17 protein-coding genes are annotated in these 19,098 nt (G+C 62.3%); 7 read left to right on the plus strand and 10 right to left on the minus strand.

Annotated features, from left to right (window positions below):
- Window positions 1-84: 84 nt before the first annotated feature.
- The 3 genes from SGN16_RS15440 (at window position 85) to SGN16_RS15450 (ending at window position 2,795) form a co-directional block, all read left to right on the plus strand.
- Window positions 85-1,113, plus strand: a complete 1,029-nt coding sequence (locus SGN16_RS15440) for a proline racemase family protein (RefSeq protein WP_063320806.1) — start codon at window positions 85-87, stop codon at window positions 1,111-1,113.
- A gap of 77 nt (window positions 1,114-1,190) precedes the next feature.
- Window positions 1,191-2,108 carry a dihydrodipicolinate synthase family protein gene (locus SGN16_RS15445; RefSeq protein ID WP_210638896.1) on the plus strand — a complete coding sequence of 306 codons (918 nt, stop codon included), beginning with the start codon at window positions 1,191-1,193 and terminating at the stop codon, window positions 2,106-2,108.
- A 132-nt stretch (window positions 2,109-2,240) separates the two neighbouring features.
- Complete coding sequence (locus tag SGN16_RS15450; protein WP_335945546.1) at window positions 2,241-2,795, plus strand: DinB family protein; 555 nt, start codon at window positions 2,241-2,243, stop codon at window positions 2,793-2,795.
- Window positions 2,796-2,867: 72 nt separating this feature from the next.
- On the opposite strand, the gene SGN16_RS15455 is transcribed toward SGN16_RS15450, so the two are convergent.
- From SGN16_RS15455 to SGN16_RS15475, 5 genes are all read right to left on the minus strand, one after another.
- Entirely contained in the window at window positions 2,868-3,932 is a 1,065-nt protein-coding gene (locus tag SGN16_RS15455) for a 2,3-butanediol dehydrogenase (protein ID WP_335945555.1), read from the minus strand.
- A gap of 84 nt (window positions 3,933-4,016) precedes the next feature.
- Entirely contained in the window at window positions 4,017-5,129 is a 1,113-nt protein-coding gene (locus tag SGN16_RS15460) for an acetoin dehydrogenase dihydrolipoyllysine-residue acetyltransferase subunit (RefSeq protein WP_335945547.1), read from the minus strand.
- Window positions 5,129-6,145: an alpha-ketoacid dehydrogenase subunit beta gene (locus tag SGN16_RS15465; RefSeq protein WP_210638900.1), complete on the minus strand. Its 1,017-nt coding sequence runs from the start codon at window positions 6,143-6,145 to the stop codon at window positions 5,129-5,131. The genes SGN16_RS15460 and SGN16_RS15465 overlap by 1 nt, the downstream gene beginning before the upstream one ends.
- Before the next feature lie 35 nt (window positions 6,146-6,180).
- A complete protein-coding gene (locus SGN16_RS15470) occupies window positions 6,181-7,158 on the minus strand; it encodes a thiamine pyrophosphate-dependent dehydrogenase E1 component subunit alpha (protein WP_210638901.1) in 978 nt (325 codons plus the stop codon).
- Window positions 7,159-7,160: 2 nt separating this feature from the next.
- Complete coding sequence (locus tag SGN16_RS15475; RefSeq protein ID WP_335945548.1) at window positions 7,161-8,234, minus strand: NAD(+)/NADH kinase; 1,074 nt, start codon at window positions 8,232-8,234, stop codon at window positions 7,161-7,163.
- A 347-nt stretch (window positions 8,235-8,581) separates the two neighbouring features.
- On the opposite strand from SGN16_RS15475, the gene SGN16_RS15480 reads away from it, so the two are divergent.
- Complete coding sequence (locus SGN16_RS15480; protein WP_335945549.1) at window positions 8,582-10,447, plus strand: sigma-54-dependent Fis family transcriptional regulator; 1,866 nt, start codon at window positions 8,582-8,584, stop codon at window positions 10,445-10,447.
- Between the two features lie 10 nt (window positions 10,448-10,457).
- On the opposite strand, the gene SGN16_RS15485 is transcribed toward SGN16_RS15480, so the two are convergent.
- From SGN16_RS15485 to SGN16_RS15495, 3 genes are all read right to left on the minus strand, one after another.
- A complete protein-coding gene (locus tag SGN16_RS15485; RefSeq protein WP_210638904.1) occupies window positions 10,458-10,787 on the minus strand; it encodes a hypothetical protein in 330 nt (109 codons plus the stop codon).
- Window positions 10,788-11,015: 228 nt separating this feature from the next.
- Complete coding sequence (locus SGN16_RS15490; protein ID WP_210638905.1) at window positions 11,016-12,227, minus strand: cytochrome c biogenesis protein DipZ; 1,212 nt, start codon at window positions 12,225-12,227, stop codon at window positions 11,016-11,018.
- An 82-nt stretch (window positions 12,228-12,309) separates the two neighbouring features.
- Window positions 12,310-12,573, minus strand: a complete 264-nt coding sequence (locus SGN16_RS15495) for a DUF2790 domain-containing protein (RefSeq protein ID WP_210638906.1) — start codon at window positions 12,571-12,573, stop codon at window positions 12,310-12,312.
- Between the two features lie 232 nt (window positions 12,574-12,805).
- Between SGN16_RS15495 and SGN16_RS15500 the strand changes: the two genes are divergently transcribed.
- Window positions 12,806-13,546: a response regulator gene (locus tag SGN16_RS15500; RefSeq protein ID WP_210638907.1), complete on the plus strand. Its 741-nt coding sequence runs from the start codon at window positions 12,806-12,808 to the stop codon at window positions 13,544-13,546.
- Window positions 13,543-14,856 (plus strand): ATP-binding protein, encoded by a 1,314-nt coding sequence (locus SGN16_RS15505; RefSeq protein ID WP_335945550.1) that lies wholly within the window; start codon window positions 13,543-13,545, stop codon window positions 14,854-14,856. The genes SGN16_RS15500 and SGN16_RS15505 overlap by 4 nt, the downstream gene beginning before the upstream one ends.
- A gap of 232 nt (window positions 14,857-15,088) precedes the next feature.
- Here SGN16_RS15505 and SGN16_RS15510 read toward each other — a convergent pair whose 3' ends face one another.
- On the minus strand, window positions 15,089-15,286 hold the full coding sequence (locus tag SGN16_RS15510) for a YbdD/YjiX family protein (protein ID WP_003201656.1): 198 nt from the start codon (window positions 15,284-15,286) through the stop codon (window positions 15,089-15,091).
- A 16-nt stretch (window positions 15,287-15,302) separates the two neighbouring features.
- A complete protein-coding gene (locus tag SGN16_RS15515; protein WP_210638909.1) occupies window positions 15,303-17,363 on the minus strand; it encodes a carbon starvation CstA family protein in 2,061 nt (686 codons plus the stop codon).
- A 351-nt stretch (window positions 17,364-17,714) separates the two neighbouring features.
- Between SGN16_RS15515 and SGN16_RS15520 the strand changes: the two genes are divergently transcribed.
- Entirely contained in the window at window positions 17,715-19,076 is a 1,362-nt protein-coding gene (locus SGN16_RS15520; RefSeq protein ID WP_210638910.1) for a cache domain-containing protein, read from the plus strand.
- The last annotated feature ends 22 nt before the right edge of the window (window positions 19,077-19,098 follow it).

Here is a 19,098-nt window from a genome sequence, read left to right on the forward strand (position 1 = left end):
ACAGGTTCTGTGGCGCTCACAAAACAGTGTGGGAGCGAGCTTGCTCGCGATGAGGCCCTACAAGACAACACAAGGATTTGACTCATGCGCTCATCGAAAATCATCCATGTAGTCAGCTGCCACGCCGAGGGCGAAGTCGGCGACGTGATCGTCGGCGGCGTCGCCCCACCGCCCGGCGCCACGGTGTGGGAACAGTCCCGCTGGATCGCCCAGGACCAGACCCTGCGCAACTTCGTCCTCAACGAGCCGCGGGGCGGCGTATTCCGCCACGTTAACCTGCTGGTGCCGGCCAAGGACCCGCGGGCGCAAATGGCCTGGATCATCATGGAACCGGCCGACACCCCGCCAATGTCCGGCTCCAACTCGTTGTGCGTCGCCACTGTGCTGCTGGACAGCGGCATCCTGCCGATGACCGAACCCCAGACCCGCTTGGTGCTGGAGGCACCGGGCGGCCTGATCGAAGCCGTGGCCGACTGCCGCGACGGCAAGGTGCAGCGAGTGGAGATCAAGAACGTGCCCTCCTTCGCCGACCGCCTCGATGCCTGGATCGAAGTCGAGGGCCTGGGCTCGTTGCAGGTAGACACGGCGTACGGCGGCGACAGTTTTGTGATTGTCGACGCCCAGCGCCTGGGCTTCGCCATCCGTCCAGACGAGGCCGCCGAGCTGGTGGCCGTGGGCTTGAAAATCACCCGGGCCGCCAATGAACAACTGGGCTTCGTCCACCCGCTGAACCCCGATTGGTCGCATATCTCGTTCTGCCAGATCGCCGCGCCCATCGTCCAGGAGAATGGCATCGCCACCGGCGCCAACGCGGTGGTGATCCAGCCGGGCAAGATCGACCGCTCCCCCACCGGCACCGGCTGCTCGGCGCGCATGGCGGTGCTGCACGCCAAGGGCTTGATGCAGGTCGGCGAACGGTTCATCGGCCGCTCGATCATCGGCTCCGAATTCCACTGCCGCATCGACTCGCTGACCGACGTGGCCGGACGCCCGGCGATTTATCCGTGCATCGCCGGGCGGGCATGGATCACCGGCACGCATCAACTGCTGCTCGACCCGGCCGACCCGTGGCCGCAGGGCTATCGGCTTTCGGATACCTGGCCTGGCGCGTGATTCTTGAACCTGGAATCGCCCTTTGTAGGGCATTCAATTCTTTTTACGTATACGAAATACCAAAACCGGAGACAACCATGAGCAAACGCATCAACTGGAGCGGCGTCTTCCCTGCCGTCACCACCCAATTCAACGATGACTTTTCCATCAACCTGGAAAAAACCCACCAAGTGATTTCCAACGTTATTCGTGATGGCGTGTCAGGCCTGGTGGTCTGCGGGTCGGTGGGGGAAAACACTTCCCTGAGCGCCGAGGAAAAGATCGCCGTGACCGAAGTCGCGGTAGACGCTTCCCGGGGCCGGGTGCCGGTGATTTGCGGCGTGGCCGAGTTCACCAGCGTGCAAGCGGCCAAGGTCGCTAACGCGGTGCGTAAGGTGGGGGTTGACGGAGTGATGCTGATGCCGGCGCTGGTCTATGGCTCCAAGCCGTTCGAGACCGCCGAGCATTTCCGCTACGTCGCTCGGCATGCCGACGTGCCGTTGATGGTCTACAACAACCCGCCGATCTACAAGAATGACGTGACCCCGGACATTCTGATTTCCCTGGCCGATTGCGACAACGTGGTGTGCTTCAAGGATTCCTCCGGCGACACCCGGCGTTTCATTGACGTGCGCAATGAAGTCGGCGACCGCTTTGTACTGTTCGCAGGCCTGGACGATGTGGTGCTGGAAAGCCTTGCCGTGGGTGCCGAAGGCTGGGTCTCGGGCATGTCCAACGTGTTCCCGAAAGAAGGCGAGACCATTTTCCGCCTGGCCCGCGCCGGACGCTTTGCCGAAGCGATGCCGATCTACGAATGGCTGATGCCGATCCTGCACCTGGACGCCCGCGCCGACCTGGTGCAATGCATCAAGCTGTGCGAAGCCATTGCCGGTCGCGGCAGCGCCCTCACCCGCCCACCACGCCTGGCCCTGCCGCAAGAGGATCGGCTGTACGTTGAGCAGATCATGGCCAAGGCTCTGGCCAATCGGCCGGTGTTGCCGGATGTGGGGCTTTAAGAACCGACCCAATACTCTGTAAATAAAGCACCCATGTGGGAGCGAACTTGCTCGCGATAGCGGTCGGTCTGAATCGACTATGCTGGATGTGCCGCCATCATCGCGAGCAAGCTCGCTCCCACAAGGTGCCCCATGAATTACTTCCTGGCCCAGGCCCTGAACAATCAGTGGGCCAATCACCGACTGCTCACTGCCTGCGCGCAGTTGAGCGAAGCCGAATACGAGGCGCCGCGCACGGGGTTCTTCCCGTCCATACAAGGCACGCTCTGCCATATTCTGGAAGTGGACCGCTATTACCTGACCGCTCTGGAAGGTGACCGGGACGGCCAGATCAAGGACTTTTCCGAGACCTTGGCCTTTGCCCAACTGAAGGAAAGCCAAACCCGAACCGACCAGCAACTGCTGGCATTGTGCGAAAGCCTGCGAGAAAGAGACCTCGCCCGCTCCGTTGAGCTGGTACGCGTGGACGGCGTGGTGCGTGAGCGGATCGACCGGCTGTTACTGCACCTGTTCGAACACCAGATCCACCACCGTGGCCAAGTCCATGGGATGCTCAGTGGCACCGGCATCAAGCCACCCCAGCTCGATGAGTTTTTCCTTGATTGCGACCGCCCGTTCCGGCAACAGGAAGAACAACAACTGCAGCTCAACGAAGGGCATGTCTGGCGGGACTATCTGCCTGAATGAATCGACACGCTGTGTAAAAAATGCGATGGCCGCTGCCGGCCATCGCCAAATCGCCCACCCGGGCGCTCTCAGTCAGACCCGTGCGGGAGACACAATGATTTTCACGTTGTGCTCCTTGTTATTGACCAGTTCCTCGAAGCCCTGGCCAACGATCTGCTCCAGCTGGATGCGTCCGGTCACCAGTGGCGAGATATCCAGGCGCCCATCGGCGATGAAAGCGATCACATCGGCAAACTCACCGTTGTAGGCCAGCGCGCCGAGCACCTGCTTCTCGGTGGACACCAGGTCGAAGAAATTGAATTCACTGGGCTCCTCGAAGATTCCCACCAACACACATTTGCCAGCCTTGCGGATCAGGTCGATAGCCAGTTTGGCGGTGTGCTTGTTGCCGATGCACTCAAAGCTGACATCCGCCCCCAGGCCACCGGTCAGGCGACGCACTTCGGCCAGGGCGTCGCACTCCTTCGGATCGATCACATGGTTGGCACCGACTTCCAGGGCCTTGGCCTTGCGTGCGCCGGACATCTCCAGGGCAATCACCTGGGCCGCGCCAGCGGCCTTGGCGCACATGATGGTGCACAGGCCGATCGTACCGGCGCCGACCACCACCACGTTTTGGCCCAACAGGCTGCCGGCCTTTTTCACCGCGTGCATACCGACTGCCAAGGGCTCGATCAAGGCGCCAGCCTCGGCAGGGAAATTGGCCGGCAACTTGTAGAGCAGATTGGCCGGCACGTTGACCAATTCAGCAAACGCACCGTTGTTCATCAGCCCGGTGAACGCCAGGTTTTCGCAGATGTTGTACAGCCCGTGGGTGCAGTAATAGCAGGTGCCGCAGTGTTGGCAGGCATCGGCCGCCACCGGTTCACCGATGCTGAAACCTTCGACGCCAGCGCCCAGTTCGACGATCTCGCCGCAGAACTCATGGCCGAGGATGCACTGGCCCTTGATTCCGGTCAGCGGGTGCGGCGCGTCCACCGGGATGAACACCGGCCCAGCCACGTATTCATGCAGGTCGGAACCGCAGATGCCGCACCACTGCACGCGGATCTGTACCCAACCGGCGGGCGGCGAAACCGGCAGTGGCACGTCTTCGACGCGGATGTCGTTGCGGCCATGCCAGACGGCGGCGCGCATGCTGCGGGTAGGCTTGATTGAAACGTTCATGACGTTGCCTCCAGAAGTTTGTCGGGGCGACGAATCACTCCGCCGCCCGCTTGATCAATGCTGTTCAATGAACTCGAGGATCAGTCGGTTGACCTGCTCGGCCGCTTCCATCTGCACCATGTGGCCCTGGCCGGAAAGCACCTCGACCTTTGCGCTCAGCCCATCGCTGTGGGCCACCGGGATGATTGCGTCGTCGCTGCCCCAGACCACCAGGGTTGGCACATGGCCGGCCTGCACCACTTCGCGCAAGTTCACCTGTTGGCGGCCATCGGCGAACAACGTCGCAGACAGTCGCTGTAGTGCGGCGTCCACCCCTTCCAGGCGCTTGTACTTGAGCATGTCATCGAGCATCTGCCGGTTGACCAGCTCGGCATTGGAAAACAGTTGCACCAACTGCGGCTTGAGGGCGTTGCGGTTGGCGGCCTCGACAAAGCCTTGCAAATAGCCGCCATTGATCTGCGGGCCCAGGCCGGCGCTGCCGATCAAGGTCAGGGAGCGCACACGCTGGGGCATCAAGCGTGCGGCATTCAGCGACACCGCCCCACCCATGGAATGCCCCACCAGGTGCACGGCGTTGATGTCCAGGTGATCGAGCAGCGCCAGCACCACGCCGCTCAGCTCGTCCAGATCGCCGCGCTGCAGTGTTTTGGCGGATTCGCCATGGCCCGGCAAGTCCAGGGCAATCACCCGGCGCCCGGCCGCCAGTGCTTCGTGGTTGAATAACCAGTTATTCAGGTCACCGCCGAAACCGTGTACCAGCACCAGCGGCGTGCCGCCCTCGCCACGCTCGAAATACCGGATCACTCGGCCGTCCAACTCGACTTTCTGCGGTTTCGGGCCGTTGTCTTCATCGGCGGCATCGCCCGGCACAAAGCTGGCTTGGAATTGCTCGATAACCGCATCGATCTCGGCATCGCTGGCTTCGCCGTCGACGACAATACCGAGCAAGGCGCCGACCGCCAGGGTTTCGTCCTGCCGGGCAATCTGCCGACGCAATATCCCAGAAAACGGCGCTTCGACGCTGCTGGAGATCTTGTCGGTTTCCACGTCCATCACTTCATCGCCCTTGGTAATGGCCTGGCCTTCCTCCTTGAGCCAGGCGTCGACTCGGCCTTCGGTCATCGACAGGCCCCACTTGGGCATGGTCAGGGTATGAATCTGGCTCATCAGCGCTTGCTCCACTCGATCACGTTGAGCACGGCTTGTTCGATCTTCGCCGCGTCAGGGATATACAGGTCTTCCAGCGAATCGGAGAACGGCACCGGCGTGTGTGGCGCGGTGACCATCTCAATCGGTGCCTTGAGCGCGCCGAAGGCTTTTTGCGCCACCAGCGCGGAAATATCGGTAGCCATGGAACAGCGCGGGTTGGCCTCGTCGATGACCACCAGCCGTCCGGTCTTCTCGACGCTTTCGAGGATGCTGTCTTCGTCCATCGGGCTGGTGGTGCGCAAGTCGATGACTTCGCAATCGATGCCGCGTCCGGCGAGGCTGCGAGCGGCGTCCATCGCGGTGTTGACCATGCGCCCGTAAGACACCAGGGTCACGTCCTTGCCGTCGCGCAGGAAATTGGCCTCGCCAAAGGGAATGGTGTAGAGCTCTTCCGGCACCTCGCCCTGCATGCTGTAGAGCAATTTATGCTCGCAGAAGATCACCGGATCGTTGTCGCGGATCGCCTGGATCAGCAAGCCCTTGGCATCGTAAGGCGATGACGGACACACGACTTTCAGCCCCGGAATGTGCGTCCACAAGGACGTGAGCATCTGCGAATGCTGGGCGGCGGCCCGCAGGCCGGCGCCGACCATGGTGCGGATCACCAGCGGCGTGGAAGCCTTGCCGCCGAACATGTAGCGAAACTTCGCCGCCTGGTTGAGGATCTGGTCCAGGCAGCACCCGGCGAAGTCGACGAACATCAGTTCGCACACCGGGCGCACGCCACAGGTGGCAGCCCCGACCGCCGCGCCGACGTAACCGATTTCCGACAGCGGCGTGTCGAGCACGCGGCCGGGGAACTGGTCGTAAAGGCCCTTGGTGACACCAAGCACACCGCCCCAGGCGTCGTTTTCACCGGGCGCGCCGGCACCGCCAGCCACGTCCTCGCCCATGATAAAGACGCTGGCGTCGCGGCGCATTTCCTGGGCCAGGGCCTCGTTGATTGCCTGCTGATAACTGATTTTTCTCGCCATGATGGGATTCTCTATTCTTGTTTTATAAAGGGCGTTCAGGGATAGGAGACGTAGACGTCAGTGAGCAGGTCCGCCGCCGTTGGCTTGGGATCGGACTTGGCTTTGCGCACTGCGTTTTCGATCAGCAGCTCCACTTCCTTGTCGATCTGGTCCAACTGCTCGACCGACAGCAAGCCAGATCGAGTGGTGCGCTCGCGAAACTGCATCAGGCAGTCCTGGTTTTCGCGGAAATGCTTGACCTCGTCCGGCGCCCGATAGGTCTGGGCGTCGCCTTCGAAGTGACCGTAATAGCGGGTCAGCTTGACCTCGATCAGCGATGGCCCCTCCCCGGCCCGGGCCCGCTCGACCGCCGCCCCGGCCGCCTCATGCACGGCAAAGAAGTCAAAGCCATCCACCGTCACCCCGGGCATGCCGAACCCGGCGGCGCGGTCGGCGATGTGATCGCAGGCCACCGACCAATTGGAGGCCGTGGCTTCGGCATAACCGTTGTTTTCGGCGACGAACAGGCACGGCAGGTTCCACACCGAAGCCATGTTCATGGCTTCGAACACCGCGCCCTCGTTGGAGCCGCCGTCACCGAAGAACACCACGGCAACGCTGTCGGTGCCCTTCATCCGGGCCGCCAGCGCGGCGCCTACCACCAGTGGCGCACCGGCACCGACAATGCCATTGGCGCCGAGCATGCCTTTCTCGAAATCGGCGATGTGCATCGAGCCGCCCTTGCCTTGACAGACGCCGGTCTTCTTGCCGTAGATCTCGGCCATCATCCCGTAGACATCCACGCCCTTGGCGATGCAATGGCCATGGCCACGGTGGTTGGAGGCGATGCAATCGTCATCGCCCAAGTGGGCCATGACGCCGGCGGCCGACGCTTCTTCGCCGGCATACAGGTGGACGAAACCGGGAATCTCGCCGGTGGCGAACTCCACGTGCAGGCGCTCTTCGAACGCGCGAATGGTGCGCATCACCTGATAGGCGTGCAGCAATTGATCGTGGCTGAGCGGTGTCGACATTTTTATTCTCCTGGGGTGTCTTCTTGAAGATTCAGAGGGTGTTGCGGGTGTTCGCGGCCAATGGCCAACAAACGCTGTTGCGCGGCGTAGGCCAGTACCGCGTTGACATCGATGCTCAGCGGGCCGCCGGCATCGAGGGTGACCGTGGGCCGGTCCTGCGCGTTGAATTCGATTTCCCGCTCGCCATCCAGGGCCAAGGTGCCGCTGGACAACGACAGCCCGTGGGCGATGCCAGGTTCCAAAGGACCGGCGGCGAGCACGCCACACCCCTGCAACAGGCCCGGCGCCAGCGGCACCAGCAGCGCTTCGGGCGATTGCGGGTCCAGGCGCATCCAGGCCCCACCCGCGGCCTGGCGTGACACCGGGAACCACAGGCCACACAACGCCGACAGGCCGATGGCTTGCGGTTCGGCAAAGGTCACGAATACTTCGGCCAGGTCCTGTGCCCGGCTGATGGCACGGGCGCCGACAAAGCGCAGCGGCGACACGGCGACGTCCACCAGGGCGACTTCACGCAAACCACGTCCGGCATCGCAGACCAGCAGGCGCTTATTGCGACGCAAGCCGATCTGCGCCGGGATCCGGCCGCTGGCATACAACCCACCAGCCAACCCGGCACTGGTGGCCTCGCGCAGTTCGGGAAAGGCGTTGTTGGTGCCGGTGGACAGGGTCAGTAGCGGGATATCACCGACTTCAGCGGCGACGGCCTTGTGCGTGCCGTCGCCACCGAGCACGGCGATCAGCGCCACCTCGCGCTCGGCCATCTGACGCGCGGCGTTGCGGGTGTCTTCGACGGTCTGGCGCAGGGTCAGGTCCAGAAATTCCAGGGCCGGCCAATGACTGCTGCGGGCCTGACGGCTGTGGCTGTTCTTCAATACAGCGGCAGCCATGCCAATCATGTCGGTGGGCATCAACACCTGTTCGATGCCAGTGGCGCCGAAGGCGGCCAACAGCCGTTGGATCACCGAGACTTTGTCGGTGCTGGAAAACAGCCCGGCATTGGCGGTCAGGCGTCGCACGTCACGGCCCGAGGCCGGGTTGGCAATGATGCCCACGGTCAATGGCCGGCGACTCATGACGCCACCATGGGCGAGACAGGCACATGGCCTGGGCAGGAAAACAACATAGGCACCTCGGTTTTTATTATTGGAAGACCCGTCGGGCGGGTTCATGGGGATAGAGCAAGGCCGGTGCCAGTTGTGCCCCAAAGCCAGCAAATGCCCGAGCCAGAGCGCTCGGCGCGTAATAACCGACGAAACGAGCCCAAGCCCTGTGAGACGCGGCATGTCAGCCTGCACGAGGCGCCCGCGAGACAGTGAGACGTGGCGTCTCACACCTGTCCTGGCAGGCGACACGCTTGTCTGCCGACGGCGAACGGCGCTTAATGAGCGCACAACGATAAGAAGCTGAATCGGAGGCCCGTATGCTTTCCGCTCACTCCCGGGCGCATGTGGATTGCGTCAGCCGTGTACTGAAAAACGCGGACCAATTGCCACAACTGCCCGTTCCGGACCTGATCCTCGACTCCTGGCGCCGCTCCATGGAGCAACATCACCTGGACCCCGGTTCGCTGCAGGGCCCGCGCATCCTCTCCCAGGACGTGCTCAAGCAATGCCGCGAGCGCTCCGAGCTGTTCCTCAACATTGCCAGTGAAGAAGTGGCGCGCCTGCATGGGCGGGTGCGCGACGCCGATTACTGCGTGTTGCTGACCGATGCCCAGGGCCAGACCATCGACTATCGGGTGGAAACCACCATTCGCAATGACTGCCGCAAGGCCGGCTTGTACCTGGGCACCTGTTGGTCGGAGGGTGAGGAAGGCACCTGTGGCGTGGCGGCGGTGCTCACGGCCAAGGCCCCGGTGACGGTGCACAAGCGCGATCACTTCCGCGCGGCGTTCATTGGCCTGACCTGCTCCGCCGCGCCGGTGTTCGACCCGCAAGGCGAGTTACTCGGAGTGCTGGACGTCTCGGCGGTACGCTCGCCGGATGATCGACGCTCCCAACACCTGATCCGCCAGATGGTGGTGCAAAGCGCCCGGGAGATCGAACAGGCGTTTTTCATGAGCAGCGCCCAGGGCTACTGGGTGCTTCGCGCCCATCGCAACGCCGGCTACGTCGACAGCCAACCGGACTTCCTGTTCGCCTGGGACGACGACGGCCGCCTGCAGGCCCTCAACCCGGCTGCGCGCCATTACCTGCTGCAACACTATGGCCAGTTGCCGCAACACATCAGCCAAGTGTTCGATCAGCAACTGCTGCACCGCGCACGGGACGAAAGCCTCTGCCCCCTCGATCACGCCCTGCATGGCCGCTTGAGTGCGCCGCGCCACCGGGCCAATCCGCGTCCCCGAATCGCACTGACCCCTTGCGAGATCGACCCGCGCCTGGCCGACAGCCTGCGCCTGGCGGTGCGGGTCAAGGATCGCAACCTGCCAGTGCTGATCCAGGGCGAAACCGGCTCCGGCAAGGAAGTGTTCGCCCGCCAGTTGCACCAGGCCAGTCAGCGCCGTGATCGCCCGTTCGTGGCACTGAACTGCGCGTCCATTCCTGAAAGCCTGATCGAAAGCGAGTTGTTCGGCTACGTCGCCGGGGCCTTCACCGGGGCCTCGGCCAAAGGTATGCAAGGTCTGTTGCAACAGGCCGATGGCGGTACGCTGTTCCTGGACGAAATCGGTGACATGCCACTGGCCTTGCAGACCCGCTTGCTACGGGTGCTGGCCGAGGGTGAAGTGGCGCCTCTGGGGGCATCGCGCCGCAAGGCCGTGGATATCCAGGTGATTTGCGCCACCCACCGCGACCTGGAGACGTTGGTTGCCGCTGGCGAGTTTCGCGAGGACCTGTATTTTCGTCTGGGCGGCGCTCGCTTCCAGCTGCCACCGCTGCGCGAACGCACGGATCGGCTAGCGCTGGTCAACCGCATTCTGGAAGAGGAATCGGCACTGTGCGGAGGGGCCGTGCAATTGAGCGGCGCGGCCCTGGAATGCCTGCTCGGTTACCCCTGGCCGGGCAATATCCGCCAGTTGCGTCATGTACTGCGTTACGCCTGCGCGGTATGCGAAACCAGTGTGGTCCAGCTCAGCCATCTGCCCGAGTCATTGCACAGCACAAATCCCGCCGTCCAACCGCCGGAGCCGAGCGCCAGCCCGGAACGCCAGGCTCTGCTCGATGCCCTGGTGCGCCATCGCTGGAAACCCACCGCCGCTGCCCGGGCCCTCGGAATTTCCCGGGCGACCCTGTATCGAAGGGTGCACCAGCATGGCATCGACATGCCGGGCAGAAGCCCGGCATGAAGGCCAAGGCTTATCTTCGCGCCAACTCGTGACGCACACATTGCTCGTAGTAAGTCTGCTTGACTGCGGCGGGCTTGAGGCGCGAGGCGCTGTTGTAGGTTTGTTCGGTGATGCCCATGGCGGTCATGCGCATCCAGGGCCGGGGAAATTTACGTACCTGCAGTCGCTTGCGGGCGCCGTACAGGGTAATCCCGGAGAGCTTCGAGGCTTGTGCTCCCGCAGCAATGTCCGAACCCCAGCGGCACATCGACTGCTGGTTTTGCGTCAGCACCCTGGCCTGGGCCTCAAGCGAAACGGCAGCCAGGAGAAACGACGCCATGACCCACTTAGAAAATCGCATAGGTTTGTCGCTCAACTTTCTGAAATGAAAGAAGTTTGACGACATTAAGATGAGCAAGGGGCCAGCACCTGGCTGGAAAATATATGTGGCGAGGGCGCTTGCTCCCTCGCCACATATATCGGCTTGCCTTCGCCAGCTGCGGTATCCGTCCCTCCAAGCGGCATACCGATCTAGAAATCGCCAGAAGATATATTCCTAAGATATTGAAATTGAATATATTTAGTTAATTTATTGGTTCGCCTTCGCCTCCTGCAACAACTGCTGGATCACCTGCTCCTGCTCGCCATAGCGCCCTTCACCAAAGTGGCTGTAGCGCACCTGCCCCTTGGCATCGATGAAGTAATGGGCCGGCCAGTACTGGTTGTTGAAGGCGCGCCAGATCGCATATTGATTGTCGATCGCCACCGGGTAGCCGATGCCCAGCTTGCGCACCTGCTCGCGCACGTTGTCGATGATCTTCTCGTAAGCGTATTCCGGGGTGTGGACGCCGATCACCACCAGTCCGTCCTTTTCATACTTCTTCGCCCAATCGTTCACATACGGCAGCGTGTGCTGGCAGTTGATGCAGTCGTAGGTCCAGAAGTCCACCAGTACCACCTTGCCCTTGAGTGACTCACTGCTCAGCGCTGGCGAGTTCAGCCATTGCACCGCACCGTCCAGCGAGGGCATGGTGCCTTGGGCTTCGAGGCTCGGCATGGAGGCTGCGCCGGCCTTGCTGACCACGTAATCGATAGCCTTGGGTACTTTCTCCAGCAGGCTCTGTTCCAAGGCTGCAGCGCCTTGGGAGGAGGTACTGGCCAACAGACGATTATCGACACCGGTGCCAATCGCCACGGCGACCAGCAATACCAGCGCTCCGGCACCCCGACGTAGCCAGGTGGTGATCGGCAAAGAGGGCTTCAGGCGGCCGACCAACCCGCGTCCGGCGAAGATCAATGTTCCCAGCGACAAGGCACTGCCCAGCCCATAGACGACCAACAGCAGACTGGTTTCGGCACTGGCGCCTTGCAGCATGGCCCCGGTCAGGATCACCCCGAGGATCGGCCCGGCGCACGGTGCCCAGAGCAGCCCGGTGGCGACACCGATCAGCAGCGCCCCGGCAGGCCCGGCCATCCGCCCAGCGCCGGCGTCGATCCGATTGCCCAGGCTGACCAGCGGCCGTGCCAGCCAGGTGCCGAATCGGCTGAAGATCAGCGACAAGGCGAACAGCACCATCACCCCCAAGGCAACCTGCCGGCCGATGCTGCTGGCCCGCAGAACCCATTCACTACTGACCACCGCCAGGCTGGATACCAGGGCAAACGTCAGCACCATGCCCGCGAGCGTCAGCAACACCGAGCTCGGCGAACGATTGGCCCGGGCGAACAGAAACGGCACCACGGGAAGAATGCAGGGGCTGAGGATCGTCAGGATCCCGCCGAGGAAAGCGATCAGAAGCATGGCAGCACCTCAATGGCAGACATTTTTATAAAGTAAATTCTTTTAAAACATGAAGTTATAAATAACTCATGAGACATTGGTTTCAGTTGTCGTCATGGCAATTGTCGGCAAACTTGCGGTAATCCAGCGCCTGCTTGCGGCCCGCTGAGTCCAGGTAGGTCATCCGGGCATTCACCACGCCGCAAGTCGGTGCAGCGTCTTCGCTGAGGGACAGTACTTTCTGGATATCAAGGTGGCTGCCGTAGGCATAGGTTTGCGCCTGGACGTCACTCTCGGCCCGAGCCGACAACGTGCAGATGTTCAGCGTGGCGAAAAGGCAAGCGGTGTAGATGGCTTTGGTGTTCATGGCACGGTCCTCGATTCATTCAATGGGAGTGTTTTCCTGCCGAGGCCTGTTGTGTTGCCTCGATGCACACCATTGAATGCCGCGCAGGTATCGTGTCTGTATCGAGCCAGGAGGCTTTTTGCATCGCTGTGTATCCGCCGCGCGCCAGATACACTGCAATACAAACCGCCGTGAGCCGGGCCGGCCGGCGCCTGTAGACTGATCACACAAAACGCCAAGGGGACTGGACACCATGGATCATGTCGATCACGTGTTGATAGTGGATGACGATCGCGAGATCAGAGAGCTGGTGGGCAACTACCTGAAAAAGAACGGCCTGCGCACCACGGTCGTAGCCGATGGCCGGCAAATGCGCGCCTTCCTGGAAACCACTCCGGTGGATCTGATCGTGCTGGACATCATGATGCCGGGCGATGACGGCCTGGTGCTGTGTCGGGAACTGCGCGCCGGCAAACACAAGGCCACACCGGTGCTGATGCTCACCGCCCGCAATGACGAAACCGACCGCATCATCGGCCTGGAAATGGGCGCCGACGACTACCTGGTCAAACCCTTCGCCGCCCGTGAGCTGCTGGCACGGATCAACGCCGTGCTGCGCCGTACCCGCATGCTGCCGCCCAACCTGGTGGTCACTGAAAGCGGCCGCCTGTTGGCCTTCGGCCGCTGGCGCCTGGACACCACCGCCCGCCACCTGCTCGATGGCGACGGCACCATGGTCGCCCTGAGCGGCGCCGAATATCGCTTGTTGCGGGTGTTCCTCGACCATCCGCAGCGGGTGCTCAACCGCGACCAGTTGCTCAACCTGACCCAAGGCCGGGACGCCGATCTGTTCGATCGCTCCATTGATCTGCTGGTCAGTCGTCTGCGCCAGCGCCTGCTGGACGATGCCCGGGAGCCGGCCTACATCAAGACCGTGCGCAGCGAGGGTTATGTGTTCTCGCTGCCGGTGGAGATCCTCGAGGCGTCGGTATGAGGCTGGCGTTACATTGGCCACGCACCCTGGCTTCGCGGTTGTCGCTGATTTTCCTGATCGGCTTGATCCTGGCCCAGGGCCTGTCGTTTGGCGCCCAGTACTACGAGCGCTACCAGAGCGCCAAGTCGACCATGCTCGGTAACCTGGAGACTGATGTCTCGACCTCTATCGCCATTCTCGACCGCCTACCGGCCGCCGAGCGCCAAGCCTGGCTGCCCAAACTGGTGCGGCGCAACTACGACTACCGGCTCGATGAAGGCCAGCCCGGCCAGCCGATGGACCTTGCCAACGCACCGGTGTCGGTGAGTTCGATCCAAGAGGCCATCGGCCAGGCCTACCCCCTGACCTTTACCGACATTCCCGGGCCGCAGAAGCACTATCAGGCGCACCTGCGCTTGGGCGACGGCAGTCCGCTGACCATCGATGTACGACCAGCGATGGTGCCCCTCTCCCCTTGGTTGCCGGGGGTGTTGCTGGGGCAGTTGGCGCTGTTGATCGGCTGCACCTGGCTGGCCGTGCGCATCGCCGTCGGCCCGCTGACCCGGCTGGCCGGAGCGGTGGAAACCCTCGACCCGAACGTCCACAGCGTACGCCTGGATGAAAAAGGCCCGACTGAAGTGGTGCATGCCGCCAAGGCGTTCAATGCCATGCAGGACCGCATCGCCGCCTACCTCAAAGAGCGCATGCAACTGCTGGCGGCGATTTCCCATGACTTGCAGACCCCCATCACACGCATGAAGCTGCGCGCCGAATTCATGGACGATGGCGTTGAAAAGGACAAACTGTGGAGCGACTTGAGCGAAATGGAACACCTGGTGCGCGAAGGCGTGGCCTATGCCCGCAGCGTCCATGGCGCCACCGAGGCCAGCTGCCGCATCAGCCTGGATGCGTTTCTCGACAGCCTCGTGTTCGACTATCAGGACACCGGGCAGGACGTGCAGTTGTCCGGGAAAAATGCCGCCGTCATCGACACCCGCCCCCATGCCCTGCGCCGGGTACTGGTCAATCTGGTGGACAACGCATTGAAGTTCGGCGGTGCTGCCCAGATCCAGGTGCAACTCGCTGATGACGGGCAATTGGCGATCCAGGTCTTGGACCGTGGCCCCGGCATCAATGAAGAGGAACTGGCCGAAGTACTCAAGCCGTTCTACCGGGTAGAAAGCTCGCGCAACCGGGAAACCGGCGGCACGGGACTGGGCCTGGCCATCGCCCAGCAATTGGCCCATGCCATGGGCGGCTCACTGACCTTGAGCAACCGCGACGGCGGCGGGCTGTGTGCCGAGCTGCGGCTCAGTCACCAAGCCCGGTAAGCCCATGATGGTGGGTCAGTCGATATCGATGCTACTGACCCGACGCCATCGCGAGCAAGCTCGCTCCCACAAGGGGTTCTGTGGCGTATGCAAATCCTGAGACCACCCAAAAACAACCGTGGGAGCGAGCTTGCTCGCGATAGCGGTAGGTCAGCCGACATGATCGCAACTGACACTACGCCTTCGCGAGCAAGCCCGCTCCCACAAGAGTTACCTCAACCCAAGCGGTGCTTCAACAGCACTTGGGCCCACCCTTGCCACCGTAACGGGCCTCCTGGCGTTCGCGGAAGAACGCCTCGTAGTCCATCAGCGGTTTGTCCGGGTGCTTGGTTTGCATGTGCTCGACGTAGTTGTCGTAGTCGGGCATGCCGACCATCAGGCGCGCGGCCTGACCGAGGTATTTACCGAGGCGACTCAAGTCATTGAACATCGTTGCAATCCTCGTTTCAGGCGTCCGGCACGGCCTGGAATGGTGCTTCTTTATCCGTGCGTTCCTTGGTGCCCCAGGCGGCGATACCAACCTTGAGCGCGTAGAACAGGATGCTGAAGACCACGAACAGGAACAACACCGTCAGCGTTGCGTTGGTGTAGGCGTTGAACACCACGTGCTGCATCTGCTCGATGCTCTTGGCCGGGGCCAGGATCTGGCCGGCGGCCAGGGCATCGTTGTATTTGCGGGCCAGGGCCAAAAAGCCGATCGCCGGGTTGGCGTCGAACAGCTTGATCAGGCCTGCCGTGGTGGTGCAGATCAGCAGCCAGGCCGCTGGCAGCATGGTCACCCAGACGTAGCGCTGGCGCTTCATCTTGATCAGTACCACGGTGGCGAGCATCAGGGCGATACCGGCCAGCATCTGGTTGGAGATGCCGAACAGCGGCCACAAGGTGTTGATGCCGCCCAGCGGATCGATCACGCCCTGGTACAACAGGTAGCCCCACATCGCCACACAACCGGCGGTGGCGATCAGGTTGGCCGGCCAGGATTCGGTGCGCTTGAGCGAAGGCACGAACGAGCCGAGCAAATCCTGCAGCATGAACCGCCCGGCACGGGTGCCGGCGTCCACTGCGGTAAGGATGAACAGCGCTTCGAACAGGATCGCGAAGTGGTACCAGAACGCCATGGTGTTCTCACCTGGCAGCACCGAGTGCAGGATCTGCGCGATCCCGACCGCCAGGGTCGGCGCACCGCCGGCACGGGCCAGCACGGTGGTTTCGCCGATGTCCTTGGCCACCGCTTGCAGCGCCTCGGGCGTGATGGCAAAGCCCCAACTGCTGACGGTCTGCGCCACGGCCACCACATCACCGCCGACGATCGCCGCCGGGCTGTTCATGGCGAAGTACACACCCGGCTCGATCACCGAAGCGGCGACCATGGCCATGATCGCCACGAAGGATTCCATCAGCATGCCGCCGTAACCGATGTAGCGGGCATTGACTTCGTTATCCAGAAGCTTGGGCGTGGTGCCCGACGAGATCAGCGCATGGAACCCCGAGACCGCGCCGCAGGCGATGGTGATGAACAGGAACGGGAACAGCCCGCCCTTCCACACCGGCCCGGTGCCATCGGTGAACTGGGTCAGCGCCGGCATTTTCAGCTCGGGCATGGTGACCAGGATGCCGATCGCCAGGGCGACGATGGTACCGATCTTGAGAAACGTCGACAGGTAGTCCCGCGGCGCCAGGATCAGCCACACCGGCAGCACCGCCGCGACAAAACCGTAGCCGATCAGCATCCAGGTGATCTGGATCCCGGTGAAGGAGAAAGCCTTGGCCCAGACCGGGTCGGCGGCGATCTGCCCGCCCAGCCAGATCGAACCCAGCAGCAACAGCACGCCGATGAGCGAGATTTCCCCGATGCGGCCCGGACGGATGTAGCGCATGTAGATGCCCATGAACATCGCGATCGGGATGGTCGCCATCACGGTGAAGATGCCCCATGGGCTCTCGGCCAGGGCCTTGACCACGATCAGCGCCAGCACCGCGAGGATGATGATCATGATCAGGAAGCAGCCGAACAGCGCGATGGTGCCGGGGATGCGGCCCATTTCTTCACGGACCATGTCGCCCAGGGAGCGCCCGTTGCGGCGGGTGGACAGGAACAGGACCATGAAGTCCTGCACCGCACCGGCCAGCACCACGCCGGCGATCAGCCAGAGCGTGCCGGGCAGGTAGCCCATCTGCGCCGCCAGCACCGGCCCGACCAGCGGCCCCGCACCGGCAATGGCCGCGAAGTGGTGGCCGAAGAGAATGTGTTTGTTGGTCGGGACATAGTCCAGGCCATCGTTGTTGAGCACGGCGGGGGTGGCCCGACGCGCATCGAGTTGCATCACGTTGTTGGCGATGAAGAGGCTGTAGTAGCGGTAGGCGACCAGGTAGATGGCCACGGCTGCGACGACGATCCAGAGGGCGTTGATCGGTTCGCCGCGGCGCAAGGCCACGACACTCAACGCACAAGCTCCCAGAACAGCCACGGCAAACCAGGCGAGGTGTTTAACCAGACGGGTTGTCATTGCGTGTCTCCTGCCGATATCCAGTGGATTGCGGCGATTGTTTTTATAGTGTGCCCCGGCTATTCGGAGCCGGCCCAATATCCGTGGAAGTCGTCAATAAATAAATCCGCAGTACTACGTACGGGCTACCTACGTAGTTCTACGTAGAAACCCATCTCCTGTGGGAGCGAGCTTGCTCGCGATGGCGGTGCATCAGTCGCCAGCAATGCTGATTGAGCCGACGCTATCGCGAGCAAGCTCGCTCCCACAGGGTTCAAGCCTCATATCCGATAGGATTATTGAGCACGCCTGGGTTTGGCATATGATGCCCGCCATCCACCTCCCCGCCGCCGAACCCGGACAGGAGTACAGATGCTGCTCAAACACAAAATCGTCGCCCTCGGGATTCTGCCCCTGGTCCTGGCGATTGCTGTGATCTGCGCCTTGGTGATCTCACTCAATCGCCAGTTGGGCGATCAACAGGCGCAATTGATCGAAGACAGCATCCTGGCGAGCAAACGCGCCGAGTTGAAAAACTATGTCGAGATGGCGCAGAGCCTGATCGCCCCGCTGTACAACGACGGCTTGGGCGACGAACGCGCGCAGCAGCAGGTCCTGGAGGAGCTGCGCAAGCTCAGCTTCGGCATCAACGGCTATTTTTTCGTGTACGACCGCCAGGGCCGCAGCCTGATGCACGCCCGTCAATCGGAGCTGGTGGGGCAATATCTCTGGGACATGAAGGATCCCCACGGCCTGCCGGTGATCCAGGCGCTGCTCAAGAGTGCCGAATCCGGCGAAGGTTTCCAGCGTTATGCCTGGAACAAGCCCTCCTCCGGCCAGGTCACCGACAAACTCGCCTACGTGGTGATGCTCGATCGCTGGGGCTGGATGCTTGGCACCGGGATTTACCTGGAGGATGTCGAGCGCGCCACCCAGCAGGCCCGCGACGAGGTGGCCCAGGGCATCCACACCACCATGCAAGCCATCGCCGCCATCGCCTTAGTGGCGGTGCTGCTGGTGTTTGCCGGCGGCATGACCCTCAACGTCAGCGAACACCGCCTGGCCGACAAAAAGCTGCAGCGGTTGAACCAACGCATTGTCAGCCTGCAGGAGGAGGAGCGTTCACGGGTGTCTCGCGAGCTTCACGACGGCATCAGCCAGTTGCTGGTATCGATAAAATTCCAGTTCGAACTGGCCAGTCATGTGCTGGAAAATGGTCAGGAAAACGGCCTGGGTATCCTGAAAAACGCGACAGACCGCCTGGGCGAAGCCATCGGCGAGATCCGCAGCATTTCCCACGACCTGCGCTCTTCGTTGCTCGACACCCTGGGCCTGCCCGCCGCCATCGGCCAACTCGCGGCTGAGTTCCAGCAACGCAGCGGGCTTGAAGTGTCCTACAGGAGCAATGAATTCGATTGTCGGCTGGAAAATGGTGCACCGGTTTCGCTGTTCCGCATTGCCCAGGAAGCCCTGACCAATATCGAGCGTCACGCCGGCGCGAAAAGCGTCGGCATCACCTTGTTCGGCTCCGGCCAGTCCTTGCGCCTGACGGTGGTGGACGACGGAATGGGCTTTAACGTCCCACAGGTCGAACGTGGCCATTCCGGCATCGGCCTGCGCAATATCCGCGAACGGGTCGAGCATTTTGGCGGACGGCTGGAAGTGACGTCAGTACCGGGGCGAAGCGAACTGGACATTTTGCTGCCCATGAACCTGTCGGCGACAGAAAGCTGATGCGCGCCCATTCCAACAAGAG

The sequence above is a fragment of the Pseudomonas sp. G166 genome (assembly GCF_037027455.2).
In the GTDB taxonomy this organism is placed as follows: domain Bacteria; phylum Pseudomonadota; class Gammaproteobacteria; order Pseudomonadales; family Pseudomonadaceae; genus Aquipseudomonas.

What these genes read in the sequence shown, in the direction of transcription:
- SGN16_RS15505 (WP_335945550.1), top strand. Translation starts at nt 13,543, where the DNA reads ATGAGGCTGGCGTTACATTGGCCACGCACCCTGGCTTCGCGGTTGTCG.
- SGN16_RS15440 (WP_063320806.1), top strand. Translation starts at nt 85, where the DNA reads ATGCGCTCATCGAAAATCATCCATGTAGTCAGCTGCCACGCCGAGGGC.
- SGN16_RS15445 (WP_210638896.1), top strand. Translation starts at nt 1,191, where the DNA reads ATGAGCAAACGCATCAACTGGAGCGGCGTCTTCCCTGCCGTCACCACC.
- SGN16_RS15485 (WP_210638904.1), bottom strand. Translation starts at nt 10,787, where the DNA reads ATGCGATTTTCTAAGTGGGTCATGGCGTCGTTTCTCCTGGCTGCCGTT.
- SGN16_RS15520 (WP_210638910.1), top strand. Translation starts at nt 17,715, where the DNA reads ATGCTGCTCAAACACAAAATCGTCGCCCTCGGGATTCTGCCCCTGGTC.
- SGN16_RS15460 (WP_335945547.1), bottom strand. Translation starts at nt 5,129, where the DNA reads ATGAGCCAGATTCATACCCTGACCATGCCCAAGTGGGGCCTGTCGATG.
- SGN16_RS15510 (WP_003201656.1), bottom strand. Translation starts at nt 15,286, where the DNA reads ATGTTCAATGACTTGAGTCGCCTCGGTAAATACCTCGGTCAGGCCGCG.
- SGN16_RS15470 (WP_210638901.1), bottom strand. Translation starts at nt 7,158, where the DNA reads ATGTCGACACCGCTCAGCCACGATCAATTGCTGCACGCCTATCAGGTG.
- SGN16_RS15455 (WP_335945555.1), bottom strand. Translation starts at nt 3,932, where the DNA reads ATGCGCGCCGCCGTCTGGCATGGCCGCAACGACATCCGCGTCGAAGAC.
- SGN16_RS15480 (WP_335945549.1), top strand. Translation starts at nt 8,582, where the DNA reads ATGCTTTCCGCTCACTCCCGGGCGCATGTGGATTGCGTCAGCCGTGTA.
- SGN16_RS15450 (WP_335945546.1), top strand. Translation starts at nt 2,241, where the DNA reads ATGAATTACTTCCTGGCCCAGGCCCTGAACAATCAGTGGGCCAATCAC.
- SGN16_RS15500 (WP_210638907.1), top strand. Translation starts at nt 12,806, where the DNA reads ATGGATCATGTCGATCACGTGTTGATAGTGGATGACGATCGCGAGATC.
- SGN16_RS15495 (WP_210638906.1), bottom strand. Translation starts at nt 12,573, where the DNA reads ATGAACACCAAAGCCATCTACACCGCTTGCCTTTTCGCCACGCTGAAC.
- SGN16_RS15465 (WP_210638900.1), bottom strand. Translation starts at nt 6,145, where the DNA reads ATGGCGAGAAAAATCAGTTATCAGCAGGCAATCAACGAGGCCCTGGCC.
- SGN16_RS15475 (WP_335945548.1), bottom strand. Translation starts at nt 8,234, where the DNA reads ATGAGTCGCCGGCCATTGACCGTGGGCATCATTGCCAACCCGGCCTCG.
- SGN16_RS15490 (WP_210638905.1), bottom strand. Translation starts at nt 12,227, where the DNA reads ATGCTTCTGATCGCTTTCCTCGGCGGGATCCTGACGATCCTCAGCCCC.
- SGN16_RS15515 (WP_210638909.1), bottom strand. Translation starts at nt 17,363, where the DNA reads ATGACAACCCGTCTGGTTAAACACCTCGCCTGGTTTGCCGTGGCTGTT.